The organism is Trinickia violacea, assembly GCF_005280735.1.
GTDB classification, from domain to species: Bacteria; Pseudomonadota; Gammaproteobacteria; order Burkholderiales; family Burkholderiaceae; genus Trinickia_A; species Trinickia_A violacea.
Genome location: NZ_CP040077.1, coordinates 3,887,339 through 3,907,190 on the forward strand (window position 1 = coordinate 3,887,339; position 19,852 = coordinate 3,907,190).

Genomic DNA, 19,852 nt, shown 5'->3' on the forward strand with positions numbered 1-19,852 from the left:
AAAGCTTCGTTCTTAACGCATCTCAATGAATGGGGCTTCCGCGAGCACTCCACAAAAGCGCGACAACTACAGCAGCGACTAGGACGATTCCGAGGAAGACGAACCAGCCCTCGCGCTTCGTCGGCCCAGCTCCAATCAGTTACTTGGCGCAAGCAAATTCCATCCCGAACTTGCCCATTTGGCGACGCACCGATGATGCGCATTTGATCCTCGATCTGGGCCTGCGTGTATTTACCGTCGCTCTTTTCAGCCAACTGCTTCGCCAATGTCCTCTCTCCCGGATGAAGCTGCCGGTTGTAGCGATCTGCACTTCCTGCCAAAAACCTCACGCGTCGCCCTCCTTCTTTTCGTAGGTCTTGCGAATCTTTTTCCAGTTGGCGCCGAAGAGTTTGACGCCAGCCCTACGCACCAAACTACACGCCCCGCCTAGTGCGCCTACGAGCGTACCAAGTGATATGCATATCCACTGCATGGGATTACTCACATCGCTGTTAAATAAATAAGCCCCCCATATCAGCCCAATGCCAAGCACTATGCATATGTCGCAAACCGGTTTAGACAGATTCCCATTCTCCAAAATTTTCATTTCTTGGTTTCCGCCTTAATTTTTTCTGCAACTTCATTGATCACAGAGCCTTGCATCGGGAACCTATACGCTAGTACGTTAGCCGGTATACCAATCATGAAGTTGTCCTTGTACATCCCAATGGGATCTGGTTTGAGCACCTGCGCTACAGCTTCAGCCGCAAAACTAACCATCACCGCCCCGCCTGCTGTCGTCAACGCACTAGGCTGATGTGGCCCGGGAACGAATAGTGCTGCACCCATCGTTGCACTGATACGGCCTGCATTGGTCGACACCACGCTCGTCACCCTTGTCCGCGACATGTTTCGCCAGCGTTCGTCCCTCCGAATGCAACTGCCGGTTGTCCAGCACTGCTGAGTTCGTCGCTTCTACATCGATTAATCCTCTTCGTCGCCCTTCACCTTGTAGCTCTCGCGCGCCTTCTTATAGCTATTGTCGAACGGCTTGATGCTCAGTTGATGCGCCTTGCTTGCATCTCCGCCAATAGCCGCAATGGCCAGACCTATAGACATCAAGAGAATCGATCTCACCCAAATGAAACTGACCGCACCAATCGAAATTCCCAGAACTACGAAGATAGTTCGAACTGGAAGCGATAGATTTCCATCTTCAACTAGTTTCACGAGTACCTCACTATTTCTGCGAAGGAGCTTTAATCTGATTTGCCCAGTCTGAATTCTTTATCACTTCCCCTATCTCGGTGAAAACTGGGCCAGCTATCGGATATCTATCGGCCGCATAGAACGATCCCTAATCGACAAAGCTATCAAATCCAAATTTCCACGGTTGGGGATTTAGCATTTGCTGCACACCGCTCGCACCAAGACTAACAACAGCCGAGCTAAACGATAATGTCACAGCCCTAGGTGTGTGCGGTCCCAGGATCGCAGCCGCTGCACCTGCGGCGACACTGACACGCCCCGCATTGGTCGAAATCATCCCCGCCGCATCAGCCATCGTATTCCTCACAGAATTCCAATCAATCTGATTCGGTGCATGCTCATACGTAAAGACGCTCGGCACATTACCCGGCGCCGCGGAATTTGCATTCGCCCGGATATACGCCTGCAATGTCGGGTCGGGACTGGCTAACGATTGAATCATCAAAGGCCTTCCGTTCTCAGTCAGCCCCGTCGAAATCCACATGGCGCCCGGGTCGGTCGGCGCCTGCCCATTCAGAACAGCCGGGATGCCAGGGGAATAGCCACCATCGACGTACACGCCAATGAGGCGCATCTGGTCTTCAATCTGTTGCTGCGTATACAGCCCGCCGCTCTTGTTGGCCAACTGCTTGGCCAGCGTCTTCTCTTCAGGATGCAACTGCCGGCTGTAAAGGTTCGACTTCATGATCGTCTTCGCCTAATACAGGAAATTGCAATCACTACCAATGCTGATAGCGACCCTCTTACTAGAACGCTTTTCCCGTTTACGGCCGTGAGCAAAAGTTTTGCGTTGATCTGACTGGGGCAGCCAGCTATAAAAAGACAATTTATTCCAAGCCCAATTACCCACATCAAGTAAAATCCACCAACGCAAATTAGCCATACCGCAATGCCAGCAACCATCCAGCGCATCATTTTTTTCCTCCGCTAATACCAGGAAGATTTCCAGCCGCGGAATTCGTTACTTCTTGGCCCATACCTCCAGCAGTTGTCCCGACAACTACACCTGCGCCATTTGGCCTAAACATATTCCAGCCACTACCGGACCACGCGCCACTGCCAGCCCAGCCGCCAGAGTTATTAATTGTCGGTCTGATTGCGGAGTTGAATGTGGATTCGCCGAGCTTGCCTATTCCGTAGCCAAGCGAGCTAAACAACCCAGCGGTAATACCTGCACCAATCGCACTGTCATTCTTGCCTTGCAAGATATTGTTCAGCAAAACCGTCGTTGCTCCACCAGCGGCATTCACGCCAACGTTCCATAGCAGCCCGCCATAGGTGCCTCCCGCGCCGGTCGCAAACGCGCTGGCCACATCAAGCGGATTGACCGTGCCGTTCTGCGCATACTGCGCACCGACGTTGATGCCGGCACTGATCACACCTGTACCCATCGGTGACGCCCACGCTCCCGAACCGAGCGCCCCGCCCGAACTAAAGATCGGCACGCCCGGAATCGCCGCCGCCGGCCCCGCGAGCGCCAAACCAGCTGCCGCGCCCGCTGCCGCCCACGTTCCCTTCGTATAGGCATCACGATAGGCCGCTTCCCGATTCACTGAATTCGCGATATCGCCAGCCGCCGGCTTATTCAGCCCCACGCCGTTGGAGTAATACCCGGCATAAATATTCGGGTTCGCTTTTTGATCGGGCGTGGCATAGAACATGTAGCCGGGGCCGCTATTACCATCGGCCGGCAACATCCCATGTGCCTGATTCAAAAATTCGCTCGCGCGCTGATTCCAAGTCCCCGGCGAACCATTCTGCACCTGCAAATTCGCCTGCGTCGTCAGTTCGTTATGCGCCTGTTCGAGCGTCAGACCATATCTCTTCGCGTACGCCGCTTCTTTTTCGTTAATCCACTTCTTCTCTTCAGGATGCAACTGCCTGTTGTAAAGATCCGCATTGGCCGCTGTCACAGCCCCCGCACTACCGCCAATCAAGAAGCCGCCCGCACCCGCAATCGCATTCGACGCGATGTTGCCCAACGTCGGCGAACCCGTTGCATCGCCTACGTTGTCCGCCAAGCCGTTTAGCTTACCTGCAGACGCAGCGGCCAATCCCGCACCCGCCGCGCCTTGCGCAGCCGTGCCAATACCGCCACCACCCAGGCCCCCGATCAGCGCCCCACCTCCCACGTGCAGCGCAATGCGGTTTGCCCCACCTTCACTCCACGTATCCGCCTGCGCTTGCCACTGCGCAGCCAACTCAGGGTTGCCCGTATCGGCGGCCATTTTCGCGTTGGCTTGCGCCTCCTTCTGCTTCTGGTCCGCATACGCACCAATCCCCTGCGCCACCACCTGACCCGCCGCCTGCACCGCGCTCATCATGTCCGCCTGATCCGCAAGTAGTTCCTTCACATCCGGCAGCTTCGACATCGTTCCGTTCAAGTTCGACGTCTCGCGGTTCAGGCTGGCAAGGTCTTGCGTCTGATTGGCTTGATCCGTGATGTTGATCGTCCCCGCACCGATGCCGCTTTGCGTTACCGCGCTCTCACTGCCGCTGTCGTGCTGGCTCAGCATCGGCGTCACACCGCCAGCGCCGCTCACCGCCCCCGCGCTAAAGCCGCTGCTCGACGCGCTGTAATCCGAATGGTTTTGCAGATCCGAGAACGTGAGCGTCCCCGTGCTCAGGCTGTTCTTTTCCGCATCGGCCGCACTCGTGATGTAAGCGCCGGTCAGATCCGTATTGCCCTTCACGTTGATGTTGAATCCGCCGTCGCCCGCTTGGATACCCGCCTGCTCATTGACTCCCACGTACGAGCCGCTCGCGTCCCCATGCGACGCGCTAAAGCTCGCGCTGCCCCCGCCCTGGCTGATGCTAAAGCCCCCGCCCATGCTGCTCTGATGCGCCGCGCTCGTGGTCACATCCTGCACGCTCGCGACATTCAAGTTGCCGCCGATCTCGGCCAGCACCGTGTTGCCGCTCACGTTCGCGCCGATTAGGTTCGTATCGCCCCCGGAGACCAGCGTCACGCTGTTCGCGCCGATCACGTGAGTGTTGTTCTGGATCTGCGCATCGCTGTTGCCGTCGCCGTGCGCTTTCGACATCGCCGCTGACACACCGAACCCATTCGTGCCGAACGACACCCCCACGCTCGCGCTGCTCGCTTCGTTCGTGCTGCGCGTCGAATCCGTATCGGTCGTATTGATGAGGTTGATCTGGTTCTTCGCCGCCAGAATCACATCGCTTGCGCTCACGTTCGAGCCCGCGATCGTGATGTTGCCGCTGCCGGGCGCACCGCGCCCGGAGGAAGTCCCTGTGGGATTGCCCGTCGCCACGAACGCGGTCGTGCCACCGGCCATCACCGACGAGCCCGTGTGCGTCATCTGGTCTTCGGAGAACGTATCTTTGCTGTGCGACGAGCCCACGCTCACCTGGACCGCGAGACTCGGGTTCGGGCCAGCCAATGCGCCGCCCGTCACGCCCGCCACCGTCATCGCGGCATTGCCCGCCGCGGCAACGCCGTGCAAGGCTGCCGCGCGACCGTCCCGGCTGTTGCTCGCCGCGCGTGATTGATTCACCACGTTGGAGGCCGACTCCGCCACGCTGCCCGCCAAGCCAACCGTCACGCCGCTCTTGGAGACTTCGTGCGTGCGGTCGTAATGATTCGAGTTTTGTGCAGCGTCGATGATGACATTCGCGCCCGTGCCGCTGATGTTCTGCGCAGCAATCAGATTGCTGCCCGTCACGTGCAAATCGTTGCCGGCCGCGATGGTCAGATTACCCGCGAGCGAGCCGATGTTGCTGCTGGTGTTGATGACGGACGTGCTGTGCTGCTGATCCTTGGTCGATTGCGAGCCCACCGAGACCGCGAACCCGCCACCGGACATCAGCCCCGTCTCTTTCTTCTGGTAGTACTCTGACGACCGCATGGTGTCCTGCGAGGTCGTAATCGTCACATCGCGTGCAGCAGCGAGGGCGACATCGTTCGTGCCCACGATCGTGCTGCCCGCAACGTTGATATCCCGCCCACTCACCACGTTCACGCCATCGGCCGACACCATGCTGCCGATGCTGTACGTCGCCGTCTGGTCGATCCCGCTCGCCACCTTCGAGCCGCTCGCTACACCGCTGTGGCTATGCGTTTCATCGGTCTTGAGCGCATGCGTCTCGCTCGCGGCGCCGATGGTCACATCCCCCGCCGCCAGCAAGTTCGCATTACCCTTATCGAGGCTGATCGCACTGCCTTGAAGCGTGATGTCCTTGCCCGACACGATGTTCACCGTATCGCCGCCCGTCAGCGTCGTGCCCGTGAGCGTCTGATCCAACGAGTAATACGTCTCCGCATAACTGCGCCCGCTGCCGCTCCCCGCACTCGAGCTGTCCACCATCGAGGTTGCGCTCGCCGAGAGCAGCGACACATTGCCTTGCGCCGCGATCGTCCCGCCGCCGCCCAGATCGATCTGCGCGCCGCGCGCGGTCAAATCACCACCCACCGCAATCGCCGAAGCCCCTCCGACCGTCACACTGCTGCCCACGGCGCTGCGGATATCCGTATTCGAGATGCCGCTAATCCCTTGATCGCGCGCCACGACTTTGTGTTCGCCCACCTCCTGCGTCCCAAGCGTCCAATCCCCGCCGATCTGCATCCCGAGGTTGCCGCCAACCGACAGCGCCCCCGCGTTCTGCCGGAAGTCTCCGCCCGTGATGATTGCGGCGTCGCCCGCCACATCGAGCTGCGCGATCGGCCCGAGCGTCGTGTTCACACGCGTCGCGCCATCGGCATTGACCTGCTTCGTCGTCTTCGTCGCCGTATCGAGAATCAGGTCGCCGCCCGAGTTCAAGAAGAGGCTCCCCGCCTTCACGTTCGCCGAGGTCAGATCGACATCGCCCGTCGTCGTCAGCGCCATCAGCCCGCCGCTTTGCAGCGTGCCGTAGCGGTTGTCGATGCTCGCGCCGTCGATCGACAGGCTGTTCGTCGCCTTGACCGTGCCGCTGTTGACGAACGATTGCGTGTTCTTCAGATCGATGTCGCGCGCCGCGATCAGCGGGCCGTTGCGCATATCCTGCTGATCGGCCTTCGCCAGATAGACGACCGGCACGAGCACCGTTTGGCCGTCGACGATGCGCGTCTCCATCAGGACCACGCTGCTCGTCAACTGCGCGACCTGCTCGGCGGACAGGCTCGCCCCGAGCGGCAGGTTCAGCGCTTGCGCGAGCGCCGCACCCGAAGCGAGCAGCGCGCCATACATCGACTCGATGTTCGTGTACGGTCCGAGCACGGCCTTGCCCGTCAGCGACGTGATCTGGTTGCGCACGAGCTGTTGCTCGTAGAAGCCGTCGCCCAAGCGCTTTGCGATCTGATCGGGGTTCAGTCCCAGTTGCCGCAGGTAATAGTCGCTCGACATGAAACTGCGCTGATTGGTAAACGCCGGGTTCGTTTCGATCAGGTACGTTGCGCCCGGCACCGTCGTCGGCTTGAACAGGCCGCCCTGCGGAATCGTCAGGTTGCTCAGTACGCTGACTGCGGTCGCGCTCGCGATCAGCGGGTCTACGCCGCCGCCCACCTTGCTCACGTCCACGCCCGGCGGCAGCCCCAGCGATGGCATCGACGCGTTGCTGCCCGGGTTGTTGATGCTCACGCCCGTGCCGCTCAACGTGCCGTTCGCGACGAGGGTCGAGGCGTAGTCGGGCAAGCCGTTTTTCTTCACGTCGGCCGGCGCGTTGCAGCCCGGATCGTTACAGAACGAATAGCTCCAGAACTTCGTGCCGTCGTAGTTGCGATACCAATATTTGCCGGTGTAGGTCACCCGGATTTGCGGCGCCTCCTGACCCGTGGCATGCCAGCCATTCGAATCGTAAGCCGCCGCCGTCGCCATGTCGCCCGCCGCGGCCACCTGGCTCCAGTAGTTCTGGAGCATGCCCACCGACGAGACATCCAGATTGCCCATGGAGACGATCTGCGCGGCCGGGCTGATCTTCGTGATCAGGTTCGCCATCGCCGTGCCCGTATATGTCGTGTACTGGTACGTGCTTTGGTATTCCCCGCCGTGCGGCGGCTCCACATACACGCCGCCGATGCTCAGCGGATCTTTCACACCCACTTGGCCCGTGCGGCCCGACAAGCTGATGCCCAACCTTTCGAGCAGCGCCGCATCGACATTCGACGTCCACTCCGTCTTCATCTCGCGCCGCGTGTTCGTCACGAGATCGGCGTGCAGCGCCATGTCGCCGCCGGACTGGATCAGCCCCGACTGATTCAAGATGCGCGAGGCGTTCGTGTAGTTGCCGTTCGCGTCCTTGCCGCCGGCCAGCACCACGCGGCCCATGCCGTAGATGGCGGTTAGCGCGGAGGTGTCGGTCGCCGTCGTGTCGTCGCGGTTTTGAATATCGTTGGCGAGCAGTTCGAGCGTGCCGTCGCTGTCCGAGGCGCCGATCAGTGCCGTTGGGCCGACGTTCGCGAGCGTCGAGGCCGCCGCGAGCGACACGCTGCCGCCCACCAGCACGCCCGTGTTGGTCAGTGTGTTCGAGTTCGTGCGCAGCCAGCCGCCCGCGGCCATCGCGCCGCTGTTGACGATGCCGCGTGCATCGACGCTCAGGTCGTTCACGCTCATCAGGCCGCCCGCGTTGCGGAACGTGCCGGGCAGCGTGAACGCGAGGTTGTGGCCTGCGTTGAATTCGTAGTCCGGCGTGTTGGTGAAGTCGCCTTGCAGCGCCAGCGTCAGGTCGTTGGCCGCGCTGTAGGTGCCGCCACCAAACAACGTGCTCGACGTGATGGCGAGGTTGCGCGTTGCGCCGATTGAGCCGTCTGCGTTGGAAAGGGCGCCGGTCGTCGTGATGGCGATATCGCCGTTGCCAGCATTTCGAATCGCGGCACCACTGGTGGCGATCGTGCCGATCTTCCCGCCGCTGTTGTTCAAGTCGTCGGCACGTATGCTCAGGCTTGCGCCGCTCAGTTGTCCGCCTTTCGTATTCACGAGCGAAGCCGCCGTGAGCGCCACGTTGCCGTTGCTGCCGAGCACGCCTTGCGCGTTGGTCAGCGTGCCGGCAACCGTCGCCGACAGTCCGCGCTGTGCGGCGATCGTCCCGCTCGTATTGTCGAGTGCGGCCGCCGTGAGCATCACCTCGCCGCGGCTTTCGATGCGGCCGCTCGTATTGGTCAGCGTCCCGGCGCTCGGCGCGAGCGTGAATGTCCCCGTGCCCGCGTGGATGATCTTGCCGCCCGCGTTGTTCAACACGGCAGGCGCGAGTGTGAGGCTCTCGCCGTTCGTCTCGATCGCGCCGCCACCGCTATTGTCGAGCGTGCCGCTCACGTCGAGCACGGTCGCCTGTCCGCCGTATTGCCGCACCGTGCCGTGCGCATTCTTCAGGTCGCTTGCCTTGATGGCGAGCCGATCGGCGGCGATCAAGCCGTCGCGGTTATCGAGCGATGCCGTGCGGACTTGCAGCATGCGTTGCGCGGTGAGGACACCGTGATTGGCAAGCGAGCCCGCTTGCACCGTCACGTTGCCGTTGCCGCCGATTACGCCGCCTTGAGCCCCACGCGCGGTCGTGCCGGTTGCGTTCGTCACTTGCCCGGTGGCCGTGACCGACAGATCGCCATCCTCACCAGTACCCAACGACACGATCCGGCCAGCCGTATTGTCTAGCGACGCGCCCGACGCGGTCAGCGCGCCGCCGCTTTGCAGCGTGCCCTGGTGGTTGAAGATGTCGCCCGCGTTCAGTGCCAGTGCGCCGTCGGTGACGAAGGTGCCGCCCTGGTTCGCAAGCGCGTGCGACGCGCGCACCGTCAGCGGCCCTGCCGCGGAGATCAGCCCGCTCTGGTTCGACACGCTGCCCGCTTCGATTGCGATACCGGCTGCGCTCGACATCGTGCCGCGGTCGTTGCGCACCGCGCCCGCAGCGTGCGCGTCGATGGCGCCTCGGGCGCTCGTCGCCGCGCCGCTCAGGTCGAGCTCGCCGGCTTGCGCGCGCAGCGAAACGCCGCCATTCGCGGCCGTTTGCGCACCGGACAGATCGATCCCGGCGCCCGTGAACGACAGCGTGCCGCCCGCTACGTTTTTGCCCGTCGCGCTCAGCTGGCCGATTGACGTGACGTTCAGGTCACCGCTCGGCCCCACCGAGCTGTCCGCGTTCACCCCTGCGCCGAGCGTGCCGCTCGATGCGACGCTGGCAGCCGTGACGTCGAGATTGCGCTGCGCTGCCAGCGTGCCGCCGTTTTGCAGCGCACCGCCTGTCGCGACGCTGACGTTCTGCGCTCCGTACGTCGTGCCGCTGTTCTGGATACCGTCTTGCGCGGCGAGGTTCAGATTCCCGCTCGCATTCGTCTTGCCGGCGAGCACGAGCTGTCCGTTCGATTGCAGCGTCAGATCGCCCGCGTGCGCAGCCAGCACGCCGGCGTTGCTCACGCCCACGCCGCGCTCGGTGCCCACGAGCGTGATGCGATCGGCGTACATCCCGCCGAGCTGGCTCACGTCGATCGATACGCCCGCTGCTGCGCCGTCGCCTTGAATCGCTGTGGTCGAGAGCGTGTCGTGGTTGACTTGGTTCGCGCCCGTCACGACGTTCAGGTTCTTTGCGTAGATCGCCGCATTGGCCTGCACGGCTCGCGAGATCAAGTCGACCTGATCGACGTTCGCCGCGTTCAAGCCCGCGCCTTGCACGGTAATGAGGCCGCGGTTCACGTTGTATCCGGCAAGCGAGCCATCGGCGCCGTAGTACGGCTGCCCCGTGGTGAGCGTAGCGCGGCTCGTGTTGATGAAGCCGCCGCCGTCCACCACGATGCCGGCCGGATTGGCGAGCACGACTTGGGCGCGGTTTCCCGCGATCTCTACATACCCCCGGAGTTGGCTCGCTGCTGTGCTGTTGACCTGATTGACGATGATGCGGGCCGATTGCCCCGCGGCGAAATTCGGATTGCCGTTGATGTAGCCCGCCTGCTGGGTCTGGACCATCGTCGGCGAGTTGTTCAGGATCGCGCCGTTTCTTTGGACGTCGAACTGGTTGTACGTGTTGACCGAGACACCGGCGCCGGACGGTGCGGCGATATTGACTTGAGGCAACCCGTTCGGCGTTTGGATCACCTGGGTGGGCGTGCCGGGCGTCGGCGCGATTTGCGCGAATGCGGCAGCCGGAAGCGCGCCGAGCAACGACACGGCTGCAAGCGCACGCGAGCACCGCCGCGCGCACGTTTGACCACTCGCCGATTTCCTCGCCGCGGTTGCCGTCTCCGCAACCGCGACCACCATCCTTCGGAGCCCGGAATACACCAGGCGGTAGGTGTTCTTGTTCATCGTCCTCGCGCCAGACACTTTTAGCGCACAGACGATAACCGAAATTATTACATTTGCCTGTCAACGTGTTCGCATCGAACAACAAAAACGCAAAATCAGATTTATCCGATTGAAATCAAAAAGCACAAAACGGCTACCGCAACCCCACCCTCAACCCCAACACCTGCCGCGCAATCGCCAAATACCTGTCGGCCGTATCCTGCAGCGTAAGCCCCGCAAGCGGGCGCACCGCGCGCGGCTGCTGCAGCGCCTCGGCCAGCGCGCGCCCATAGACCTCGGCATCGGTCGTATCGACGAGCCTCACGCTCGGAAAGCTGCCCGCAAAGCTGAACGCCGGGATCGCATTGGCGACGACCGGAATCTCCGACGCCAGCGCCTCCAGAAAACCGATGCTGTGCGCCTCGAAGCTCGACGGCATCGCAAACGCACTCGACGCGCACAGGATCTCGGCGACGTTCGAACGCGGCCCGGCCACCTCGACGCGCGAGCCGATCCCCAGTTCGTTGACGAGCGAAACGACTTCCGCGTGATAGGCGACGTCCTCGATCACGCCGCATAGCAGCAGTCGCGCGTCGGGCTCGAACTCGAGCACGCGCTTGAACGCGCGCACGGTGTCGAGGTGATTCTTCTCGCGGATATAGCGGCCAATCTGCACGATGCGCTTGCTGTCGTTTGCGGGACTGCGCGCCGGCATGCGGCCCATGACCGTCGCAAACGGCGACGTGTCGACCCCATTGGGCACGACGACCAGCGACGGATGCTCGCCGATCTCCTTCAGGTAGTCGTCGACGTTTTTCTGCGACACGCCGATCACCACCTTCGCGCGCGACGACAGCACCCGCTCGGCGCGCTGCAGTACGTTGTCCTTGAAGTCGTTCACGCCCGAGTGCATGACCCAGACGATCGGCACGGAAAGCGGCAGCGCGCGCACATAGAGCGCGGGAATGGTGGAGTGCGCGAAGATGATGTCCGGCTTGAACTGGCGAATCGCGCGATAGAGAAACAGGAGCCGGCCAATGCGCGCGTGCGTCCGGGTGGGAAATAAACAGGTCACGCCTTGCGCCGCGAGCTCACGGCTGAGAGGCTCGAAGTCGCTGTGTTGCGGAAGCAGCGACGCCAGACAGACACTATGACCGCTTCGCTGATGGCCAATCGCGATCCCCTTGGCCAGCATTTCCGCGCCGGACAGCCGCGGCGCAAGAACGAGTTGCAGAATTCGCATTATGAGTCCCCGGGCCTTCCCACTCCTCTACGTCAAGCATGTGCAATGCCAATGCGAACCCGTCCGCTCGCACGGCGCGCTAGTTAGGCAAACAAGCCAGCCTGCCTCCAGCGTCAGCAGGCCCTCTAAGGTAACGCCACCAGCATAAAAGACGCCCGCCATCTGATAGTACAAATCAGCCGGAGCGTGATGGCGTTTCGCGCCAGTCGGCGCCGGTTAGCAGAATCGACACTATGTGGGTCGCCACCTTGTAAGAACGTGCACGGAAACGATGTTATTCCTGGGGACGCCCAACGCTGCGCTGCGGCACGGCCGCGCTTTTGCGACAATGTCGCTCTTTATTCCCGTTTCGGCCTACTCAACGCGGACTTCGCCAGCCGCTTTTTGCGCATGCCTCATATCGATCTGATGTATTCGGCCTCCGGCCTCGGCGTCGGCTTTCTGGTCGGCCTGACCGGCGTCGGCGGCGGTTCGCTGATGACGCCGCTGCTCGTGCTGGTGTTCGGCGTGCATCCGGCCACCGCGGTCGGCACCGACCTGCTGTATGCGGCTGCAACCAAGGCCACCGGCACGCTCGTGCACGGCCTCAAGGGCTCGGTGGACTGGCAGGTGACAGGACGCCTCGCCGCGGGCAGCGTGCCCGCGGCGGCCGTCACGCTGTGGCTGCTGCACCGCTACGGCATGAGCTCGCACGCCGCGACGACGCTGATTCAGACCGTGCTGGGTGTGGCGCTCCTCATCACCTCGATCGCGCTCGTGTTCCGGCCGAAGCTGGCGGCGTTCGCGGCGCGCCATGCGAGCGGGCCCGCGCCGCTGCGCACCGCGCTCCTCACGGCGCTCACGGGCGCCGTGCTCGGCGTGCTCGTGTCGCTGACGTCGGTCGGCGCGGGGGCGATCGGCGTCACCGTGCTGCTGCTGCTCTACCCCACCCTGTCGACGTCGCGCATCGTCGGCTCCGATATCGCGCACGCCGTGCCGCTCACGCTGATCGCGGGCATGGGGCATTGGCTGCTGGGGTCGGTCGACTGGTCGATGCTGCTGTCGCTGCTGGTCGGCTCGCTGCCGGGGATCGCGATCGGCAGCCAGCTGTCGGCGCGCGCGCCCGATGCGCTGCTGCGCAATCTGCTCGCGGCAACGTTGACGTTGATTGGGGTGAAGCTGGTGATCGGCTGACATGCCGGCGGGTGTGGCGAGGAGTGGAAGCCGCTTCATTGTTGGAGTTCCCGTCGCGGTTGTCTTGTTGTTCGAAAAACGGGTTGAACGATACGGGATGCGGCGCCCCCTGGAAAACGAAGCAATTCCTCGATGCTTATGAAGCCGCACAAGCGTTGACAGGCGCATCGCCGGGTGGCGATGCGCCTGCTATAGCGGCTAGGAAGAAGGGGAAGCTAGCGCCGCATCAACGCCTCGGCGGCCGCTGCAGCATCAACACGCGCTTCATCGCGACCCGGTCGGCCATCACGCCGTCATAGAACGTCCCGAGGTCCGCCTTGAGCGCATCGCGCGACGGATCGTCGAGATAGATCATATGGCCCGACGGGTAGCGCTTCGTCGTGATGTTCGACTGCAGCGACGGGTCCACCGGCATGCTCGCGAGCGTCAGCGCGGTCTGGAAGAACGGCGTCACCGCATCGAAGTAGCCGTTCGCCGACAGCACCTTCAAGTCCGGGTTCAGCGTCATCGTCGCGGCCAGGTCGCCCGCCGTATAGAGCGTGTTCCCGCCGCCCTTCGCGGCGCCGGTCGGATCGATGTGGCTGAAGTCCCAGTTGTTGAAGACCTGGTCGTTCAAGTCGACGAACGCAGAGGTCGACGTGTACTTCAAGTCGTTGTTCAGGTAGTTGTTCCATTCGACCGTGTAGACACCCGCCACGTTGGTGATCGACGGATCGTTGCTGCCCGAGTCCGGCAGGATGAACGGACCGATGCCGGTGTTGATCGACGTCGCGCGGCCGTCATACTGGCCGATCGCGGTGCCGGGCACGAGGAGCGAGAAGAACGACTGGTTCGCGTTCGGGTCGAGCGCCGCCGGATTGCCCTGGCTCTGGATCAGCAGGATCGGATCGATGCCAAGGTATTGCTGCATCTGCTGCGCGACCGGCAGCGTCATGTTCAGGCGCACGTTGACCATCCCGCCGTCCTGCGGATTCGGCGCTTGCGCGAGCGGCATCAGCGTGCTCGTCGCGTAGTTCATCGCGGTCTGCATGTACGCGTCGAGGCTCGCGGGCGTCGGCGTGACGCTCGTGCGCTTGTGGTAGTACGCATCGGCCGCGAGCGTCGGGAACAGGCCCACCGCGCTTTGCGCGTTCGAGTAGTCGAGGATCGACGACTGCAGCGTGATCCCGTTCAGCTCGATGCCGTCTTCATGCAACACCCACGACACCACTGCGCTGCGCGCCGTGCCGTACGATTCGCCGAACAGGAACTTCGGCGCATTCCAGCGATTGTTCATCGTCAGATAGCGCTGGATGAAGCGGTCGATCTCGCGCGCGTCGGGGTCCACGCCCCAGAAGTCCTTGTTCTTCGACGGAGCGATCGCCGCCGAATAGCCGGTGCCCACCGGGTTGATGAAGACGAGGTCCGAGCGGTCGAGCAGGCTGTCCGGATTGTCGAGCAGCTGATACGGCGCGGGCGGCGTGAAGTTCGGGAACGACGACTGAATCCGCTTCGGACCGAACGAACCGAGCAGCAGATACACCGCGGACGAGCCCGGCCCGCCGTTATAGAAGAACGTGACGGGGCGCGGCTTGGTGGGATCGGGGTTGTCTTGCGTGTAGGCGACGTAGAACACCTTCGCGTTCGGCTGCGACGTGCTTGCATCGATCGTCACGAGGTGGCCCGCTGTGGCCGTGTAGGCGATGGTCTTGCCGTTGACCGTGACCTGATGATGCGTGACGGCGGCGCTTTCCGTCGCGTCGCTCACCGAATCGTTCGGACCGGAGCCGTAGATATCGTTATCGACGAGCGGCTTGTCGGGCGGCGGCGCAGCGGTAGAGGGGCTGGCTGTCGACGCCGTGTTGGCCGTCGCGCCGCCCGCCCCCGAGGACGAACCGCCGCCGCAACCCACGAGCAGCACCGCGGAAACCGCCGCGGCTGCAAGCGGTGCCCGTAGTCTTCCGTAAAACAGCGAATCGCTTCTCGAGAACCTCGATTTCTTCATGATTATTATCGCCTTTTTATGAACAGAATGATGAATACCACCGCCTGAAACGGGTAGTTCCGAGCGATTTCCACACCAGGGCCGCGCCATCGTGTTTTGATTAGCGTTACCCGAGCATTCCGGTCTCCTCGCAATGAATTGCGATTGGGTTTTGTATCGAATTAATTTTTCTGGAAATAGAAAATGCACGGAACAGTCTGATTCCGAAAATTTCTCCGAATTGTCGACGGCTGAAAAACAGAACGGCTTGTCGAGCAGACTACGTAAGGGCGAGCGCGGGCCTGCGCCGAAACGCAATTGCCGCGCATACAGCACTGCCCGCCACTGCGGCTATTCAATAGCCGGCGGCCAGCAGCAATACTGATTACGCATTTTCACAAAAGAAATTGACGGGTTTGCAGCAGGCAATCATCAAATTCCCTCAAACCGCAGAAGGTAATTTGAAAGATTGCCATTGAATTATGCGGAATCGCTAAACCCGATTTATTGTCTCCGATTAACAATATCGGCAGATATTAGGATTAGCGAATTCACCCGTAAAGTAACAAATTGTTACTCGAAAGGGGCGGGCTTATTTGAAAAGTCGACAGACAAGGTCGGCTTCGAATTGATGAATCCATTGGCCAGGACGATCCGCCCGGTAGGACTGTGTCCAGCATCCGCGCCGGATCGTCACGAGCCGTTCGCTGTGGCCGTCGATGATGTCTTCCGTGCTGGAGACGTCGAAGTGCATCGGTGCAAAGCCGCGTCTCGCACAAGCGAGTTCGAATGCGGCGCGCTCGTCGAGCGGCAGGTCCGTGTAGGTTTGCAGGTCCATGTTCTTCTCCCCCGAAGATCGCAGGAGGCAAGCCTCCCGAAGATCTGCGGTAATTCAAGCTTTTCTAGTCCCCAGCGCGCTTGGCGCGGGATCGTCTATCGTCGCTCCACGTGGTAATGCAGGTGGCGGCGGCAAACTGCGACGTGTGCGTGATGCTGATTGTGAATTGGAAGTGACGAACGAAAGCGCAGCTTTCATCCAGCCTCATGGTGGGACGTCCCGTTGGCTCGTGCTCCACGATGATTTCACTCATGCGAAGGTTCAACAGATCGCTATGCGATTTCTTGGCTGCCTCCTTCGCGCAGAAGATGCCGCAAAGGGTCGCGCGAGCATTCGATCTCAGCATCGCGGTTGCGATCTCGCTCGGCAGGAAATGGCTCGCATAGAAGTCGTGGCTTCGGTAGTCTCCCGCCACCGGAAGGGATTCGATTTCCTGCATGTCCATGCCGAGACCCATATTGCCAGGCACTGTCTCTCGCAGCAGCAATGATTCACTCTGGTTCCGAATGCTTGGAATCGGGTCAGCCTGAATAGGTCTAGCCGCTAAGCCTCCCTCCTTCGGCTGATCTTTTGCGACGAGCGTAATCAACTCCTCCACGGTTGTTTGCTGGCTTAGGATGGGCAACGAAACTTTTCCCGTGGACTCGAGACGGCTTCTTAGCGCCGAGATGCCAAACGACGACGAGATCCCCAGCGTTCCTAGCGAGGCATGCTGCTGAATCGTGTCAGGTTTCTTTCGTGACATGAATGAAAGAACCGATAACACCTCATCTCGGTCCATCAAAATCCTCCTTGGCAGTTATGACACACGCCACCCAGGGATCCATCGTCTCGATAGTAGGCGAGCATGTACCCATTTCTCCCGGAGTCGCTCATGTAAGCAGCAAGTTCAATGCCGCACCCGTCGCAGCAGATCGCGCGAGGAGAAGTCGATGGGCTTCCAACCTCAAGTGGTGCGGCAAAACGGTTCGGTGCTTTGGGGCGCGCCGGCGCATAGCTCAAGAGACGCTCGCGGAGTTCCTTGAGGAAAGTGGCCACTTCACGGCCATTCGACACGCGATGATCGAATGTCATATTCAGAGACATGGGGTGCCCTGACTGTGAGCTGTCGCCCCCGATGCCGACGATGGCCGACTGGCTGCCATTGATCAGCGGATGAAAATACAAAATGTCAAAACTCGACAGATCCGTAACGGTAAGCGTGGAGCCCACCAACTCATCCGAGCTCAGCCGGTTCTCCATGTAGCGCAGTCCGATTTCGATGGTTTGCTCAAAGAAATCGATCGGCATGAGCTTGTCCGAGTCTCGAATCGTCACGACCTTGAGGCCCCGCCCCAGATCGATGGCCAATCCCAAGTCGATTCGATCGTAATAGATCACGCGATCCGCGTCGAAATACGCGGTGAACTGCGGCCACTGCTGCAACAGTCTCGATACTTCGAAGAGAATGAGCGGTTGAATATTTCCGTCAAACCTGCCCTCGTCTCGCAGTCTCGTGCGAATGTCGTGCGAATCAAACATCACCGACAACATGCTATTGATGTTGCCGCATTCGCCCTTGGTCAAAACCTCTATTTCAGCCCGCTTGGCTAAAGAAACCGATTCGACACGCGCAGCTATCGGAATGGCTATCGCGGTTGCCGTCTCCGACTCCTTCTTTTCTACGTGATGCCTGGCAGCCGACGTCCTCGCCGCAACGCCGGCGGCTTTTTGTTTAGGATCGAGCATCCCTACTGTGATCAATCCGCCGTCGGGAAAATCGTCAGGCGACATTCCCCTGTCCCGAATGAGTTGCAGGGCTGCCTTCGAGAAACGCGTCCCCTTGAATGAGCCTCGCACAGCAGGAATCGTGGTGGAACGACTGTCAGTAGCCTGCGGTGGTTCGATCGAGACCGTATCAGGCGACGGCATGGTTGAGGCGGGGGCCGCAAACTCCTCCTTGGAATCGGCGCATAGGTATAGCGGATCACCGACCTTGATCACCGCTCCTTTCTTCGCGCACGGGTTAACGAATCCAGCCGTCTCAGCAGCAATAGTGACGACGGTTTTGGATGTCTCCACGTCGACGACATCTTGCCCTACCTCGACATAGTCGTTTTCGACAGCGTGCCACTCAACGACTTCCACTACGTCGTCGTTTGTATTGATTCGAGGCGTCGGAACCGTCGTTATCATGATGCCCTCATCCGCAGCACGGCTTGAACTACGCTATTGGCGTCTGGAAGATATTCCTGCTCGAGTGGGCCGCTCGATGGGATGCAATACGGCGGCGGGGCCAATCTGCCGACGGAAACATCAGCCAATTGCCCATTTTCCGCAAGCTGCGATATCACTTCCGCGCCGAAACCAGAGAATTGTTGGCCTTCCTCAACAATCAGCAAGCAGGGTGCCTCTGCCACACGCTCGGCGATCGAGGAGACCGAAAACGGATAGACCTGCATCACCGAAATCACTTGCGCGATCAAGTCGTGCTCTTCAAACAACAACTCGCACGCCTTGACGAGAAGTTCGCTTGTGCCGCCATAGCCAAGCAGCGTGACGTCTATTTCGTTTGCATCGGGGCGCAGCCAGGCTGTGGGAAACGATTCGTCGGAGTGATATAGCCGATACCCTTCAGGCGGAGATGCCATGAGGTAACTGCCATAAAGCAGCTTGTTTTCAATCACCAGAGTTGGGCCGCATTGCTGTGCGCCTAGCGGACGATACAACTGCTCCGGGGCGGTCAAGTGATTCATGGCCAGCACGCGAAGCCCGGGAACGCCAAAGAAGTGCCGATCCAAGCTTTGACTATGTGTCGGGCCATAGCCACGCCCGGCCCCCATTGGAGTCCGGACGATCACATTGCAACTCACCTGCTGGTTGTACATTTGCTGGAATTTCGCGGCATGATTGACGATCTGATCAAAAGCAAGACCGATAAAATCGCCGAACATGATCTCGACGATCGGCCGAAATTCCGTCAACCCCAAGCCAACGCCGATCCCGACAATCGCCGCTTCCGATATCGGCGTGTTCCTGACTCGTTCCGGAAACTTCTCGGACAAGCCTTTGGTGACCTTGAATGCGCCGCCATAGGGAGACAAAACGTCTTCACCGAAAATCAATACCTTGTCGCTTTCGGACATCATGCCGTCAAGCACTTTGTTCAGCTCGGAAACGACGCGTGACCGCTCCGGCATACTTGCCTCGGTCCAGGAAGGAAGAGGAGGAGCACCCGCTTCAAAGGACATCGATGCGCGAGGATCGCGCTCAGCCTTCGCAATGGCGTCTCGCACGGTTTGACGAAGGCCGTCGACCCAAGCCGCTTCCGCCTCCGACATGTTCGCCAGGAATTGATTTAACGGATCGCGTTGTTCAAAAGGCTCCACGATGGAACGCGGCCTGGTGTCGTCCCCCTTGGAGTGCGCCTTCAGCCTGAACGTCTCGACATGGAGGAGCCTGGGGCGCGAGTCGGCGCGAATATTCTTGATGACGTTTCCGGCGACAGTGTGAAGCTCCTTCGGCTCCCACGTGTTGGCCTTGATCGTTTCAATGCCAAACGATGCGGCCCTTCCTTCAATTGTTCCGGCTAGCGTCTCTTCCTGCGAAGTGGACTGTGAATACTTGTTGTCTTCGAGAACAATGAGCAACGGCAGCTCCCACTTGGAAGCGATATTGAACGTTTCGTAAACCACCCCTTCGCCCAAGGTGCCGTCACCGATAAACACCACCGAAATGTTTTGGTGCTGCCTTAATTTATGCCCCAGTGCCAATCCTGCAGCCACCGGGACAATTCCACCCTGGATTCCATTGGAATAGAACCCGTCTTTGTACAGGTGCTGACTCCCCCCGAGACCGCCGGACACGCCTGTCTCCCGCCCCATCAGTTCGCCAATCAAACCCTCTATGTCGCCATGACGGGACAGAAAATGTCCGTGACAACGGTGATTCGAAAAAATGGTGTCGTCAGCGAGTAAGAATTCCGATATGACGCTTCCCACGAGTTCTTGCCCAATGCAAGTGTGGACGGTGCCGTGAAGCTTTCCTTCGCTGAACAAGGACAATAAAGACTCCTCGACGAAACGAGATATCAGAGCCTTTTCGAGGATTTTCGTTGTGGAGATTAGCAAGCTGCCTTCTGATTCCCTGAGCATCCCGTGTTCCTCCAACGTGTTACTGCCGTTCCGTTTCCCAGCGCG

11 protein-coding genes are annotated in these 19,852 nt (G+C 60.6%); 1 reads left to right on the top strand and 10 read right to left on the bottom strand.

The features are described 5' to 3' along the window. Window positions 1-582: 582 nt before the first annotated feature. The 5 genes from FAZ95_RS17805 to FAZ95_RS17825 all read right to left on the bottom strand — a co-directional run bounded on the left by FAZ95_RS17805 (window position 583) and on the right by FAZ95_RS17825 (window position 11,700). Window positions 583-864: a hypothetical protein gene (locus tag FAZ95_RS17805; protein ID WP_137333653.1), complete on the bottom strand. Its 282-nt coding sequence runs from the start codon at window positions 862-864 to the stop codon at window positions 583-585. A gap of 99 nt (window positions 865-963) precedes the next feature. Next, window positions 964-1,209: a hypothetical protein gene (locus tag FAZ95_RS17810; protein WP_137333654.1), complete on the bottom strand. Its 246-nt coding sequence runs from the start codon at window positions 1,207-1,209 to the stop codon at window positions 964-966. A 127-nt stretch (window positions 1,210-1,336) separates the two neighbouring features. After that, window positions 1,337-1,933 carry a hypothetical protein gene (locus FAZ95_RS17815; RefSeq protein WP_137333655.1) on the bottom strand — a complete coding sequence of 199 codons (597 nt, stop codon included), beginning with the start codon at window positions 1,931-1,933 and terminating at the stop codon, window positions 1,337-1,339. Window positions 1,934-2,159: 226 nt separating this feature from the next. Then, a complete protein-coding gene (locus tag FAZ95_RS17820; RefSeq protein WP_137333656.1) occupies window positions 2,160-10,478 on the bottom strand; it encodes a hemagglutinin repeat-containing protein in 8,319 nt (2,772 codons plus the stop codon). Between the two features lie 133 nt (window positions 10,479-10,611). Beyond that, complete coding sequence (locus FAZ95_RS17825; protein WP_137333657.1) at window positions 10,612-11,700, bottom strand: glycosyltransferase family 4 protein; 1,089 nt, start codon at window positions 11,698-11,700, stop codon at window positions 10,612-10,614. A 384-nt stretch (window positions 11,701-12,084) separates the two neighbouring features. Here FAZ95_RS17825 and FAZ95_RS17830 point away from each other — a divergent pair, with 384 nt between their 5' ends. After that, on the top strand, window positions 12,085-12,873 hold the full coding sequence (locus tag FAZ95_RS17830) for a sulfite exporter TauE/SafE family protein (RefSeq protein WP_137333658.1): 789 nt from the start codon (window positions 12,085-12,087) through the stop codon (window positions 12,871-12,873). A gap of 226 nt (window positions 12,874-13,099) precedes the next feature. Here FAZ95_RS17830 and FAZ95_RS17835 read toward each other — a convergent pair whose 3' ends face one another. The 5 genes from FAZ95_RS17835 to FAZ95_RS17855 form a co-directional block, all read right to left on the bottom strand. Continuing rightward, window positions 13,100-14,857, bottom strand: a complete 1,758-nt coding sequence (locus FAZ95_RS17835; protein WP_137333659.1) for a S10 family peptidase — start codon at window positions 14,855-14,857, stop codon at window positions 13,100-13,102. A 571-nt stretch (window positions 14,858-15,428) separates the two neighbouring features. Next, entirely contained in the window at window positions 15,429-15,674 is a 246-nt protein-coding gene (locus FAZ95_RS17840) for a hypothetical protein (protein ID WP_137333660.1), read from the bottom strand. Between the two features lie 64 nt (window positions 15,675-15,738). After that, on the bottom strand, window positions 15,739-16,455 hold the full coding sequence (locus FAZ95_RS17845; RefSeq protein WP_137333661.1) for a 4'-phosphopantetheinyl transferase superfamily protein: 717 nt from the start codon (window positions 16,453-16,455) through the stop codon (window positions 15,739-15,741). Then, window positions 16,455-17,849 carry a 2-oxo acid dehydrogenase subunit E2 gene (locus tag FAZ95_RS17850; RefSeq protein ID WP_137333662.1) on the bottom strand — a complete coding sequence of 465 codons (1,395 nt, stop codon included), beginning with the start codon at window positions 17,847-17,849 and terminating at the stop codon, window positions 16,455-16,457. Before FAZ95_RS17850 ends, FAZ95_RS17845 begins: the two co-directional genes overlap by 1 nt. Beyond that, on the bottom strand, window positions 17,846-19,807 hold the full coding sequence (locus FAZ95_RS17855; protein ID WP_137333663.1) for a dehydrogenase E1 component subunit alpha/beta: 1,962 nt from the start codon (window positions 19,805-19,807) through the stop codon (window positions 17,846-17,848). Before FAZ95_RS17855 ends, FAZ95_RS17850 begins: the two co-directional genes overlap by 4 nt. Between the last annotated feature and the right edge of the window lie 45 nt (window positions 19,808-19,852).

What these genes read in the sequence shown, in the direction of transcription:
- FAZ95_RS17850 (WP_137333662.1), bottom strand. Translation starts at nt 17,849, where the DNA reads ATGATAACGACGGTTCCGACGCCTCGAATCAATACAAACGACGACGTA.
- FAZ95_RS17855 (WP_137333663.1), bottom strand. Translation starts at nt 19,807, where the DNA reads ATGCTCAGGGAATCAGAAGGCAGCTTGCTAATCTCCACAACGAAAATC.
- FAZ95_RS17845 (WP_137333661.1), bottom strand. Translation starts at nt 16,455, where the DNA reads ATGGACCGAGATGAGGTGTTATCGGTTCTTTCATTCATGTCACGAAAG.
- FAZ95_RS17820 (WP_137333656.1), bottom strand. Translation starts at nt 10,478, where the DNA reads ATGAACAAGAACACCTACCGCCTGGTGTATTCCGGGCTCCGAAGGATG.
- FAZ95_RS17815 (WP_137333655.1), bottom strand. Translation starts at nt 1,933, where the DNA reads ATGAAGTCGAACCTTTACAGCCGGCAGTTGCATCCTGAAGAGAAGACG.
- FAZ95_RS17840 (WP_137333660.1), bottom strand. Translation starts at nt 15,674, where the DNA reads ATGGACCTGCAAACCTACACGGACCTGCCGCTCGACGAGCGCGCCGCA.
- FAZ95_RS17835 (WP_137333659.1), bottom strand. Translation starts at nt 14,857, where the DNA reads ATGAAGAAATCGAGGTTCTCGAGAAGCGATTCGCTGTTTTACGGAAGA.
- FAZ95_RS17825 (WP_137333657.1), bottom strand. Translation starts at nt 11,700, where the DNA reads ATGCGAATTCTGCAACTCGTTCTTGCGCCGCGGCTGTCCGGCGCGGAA.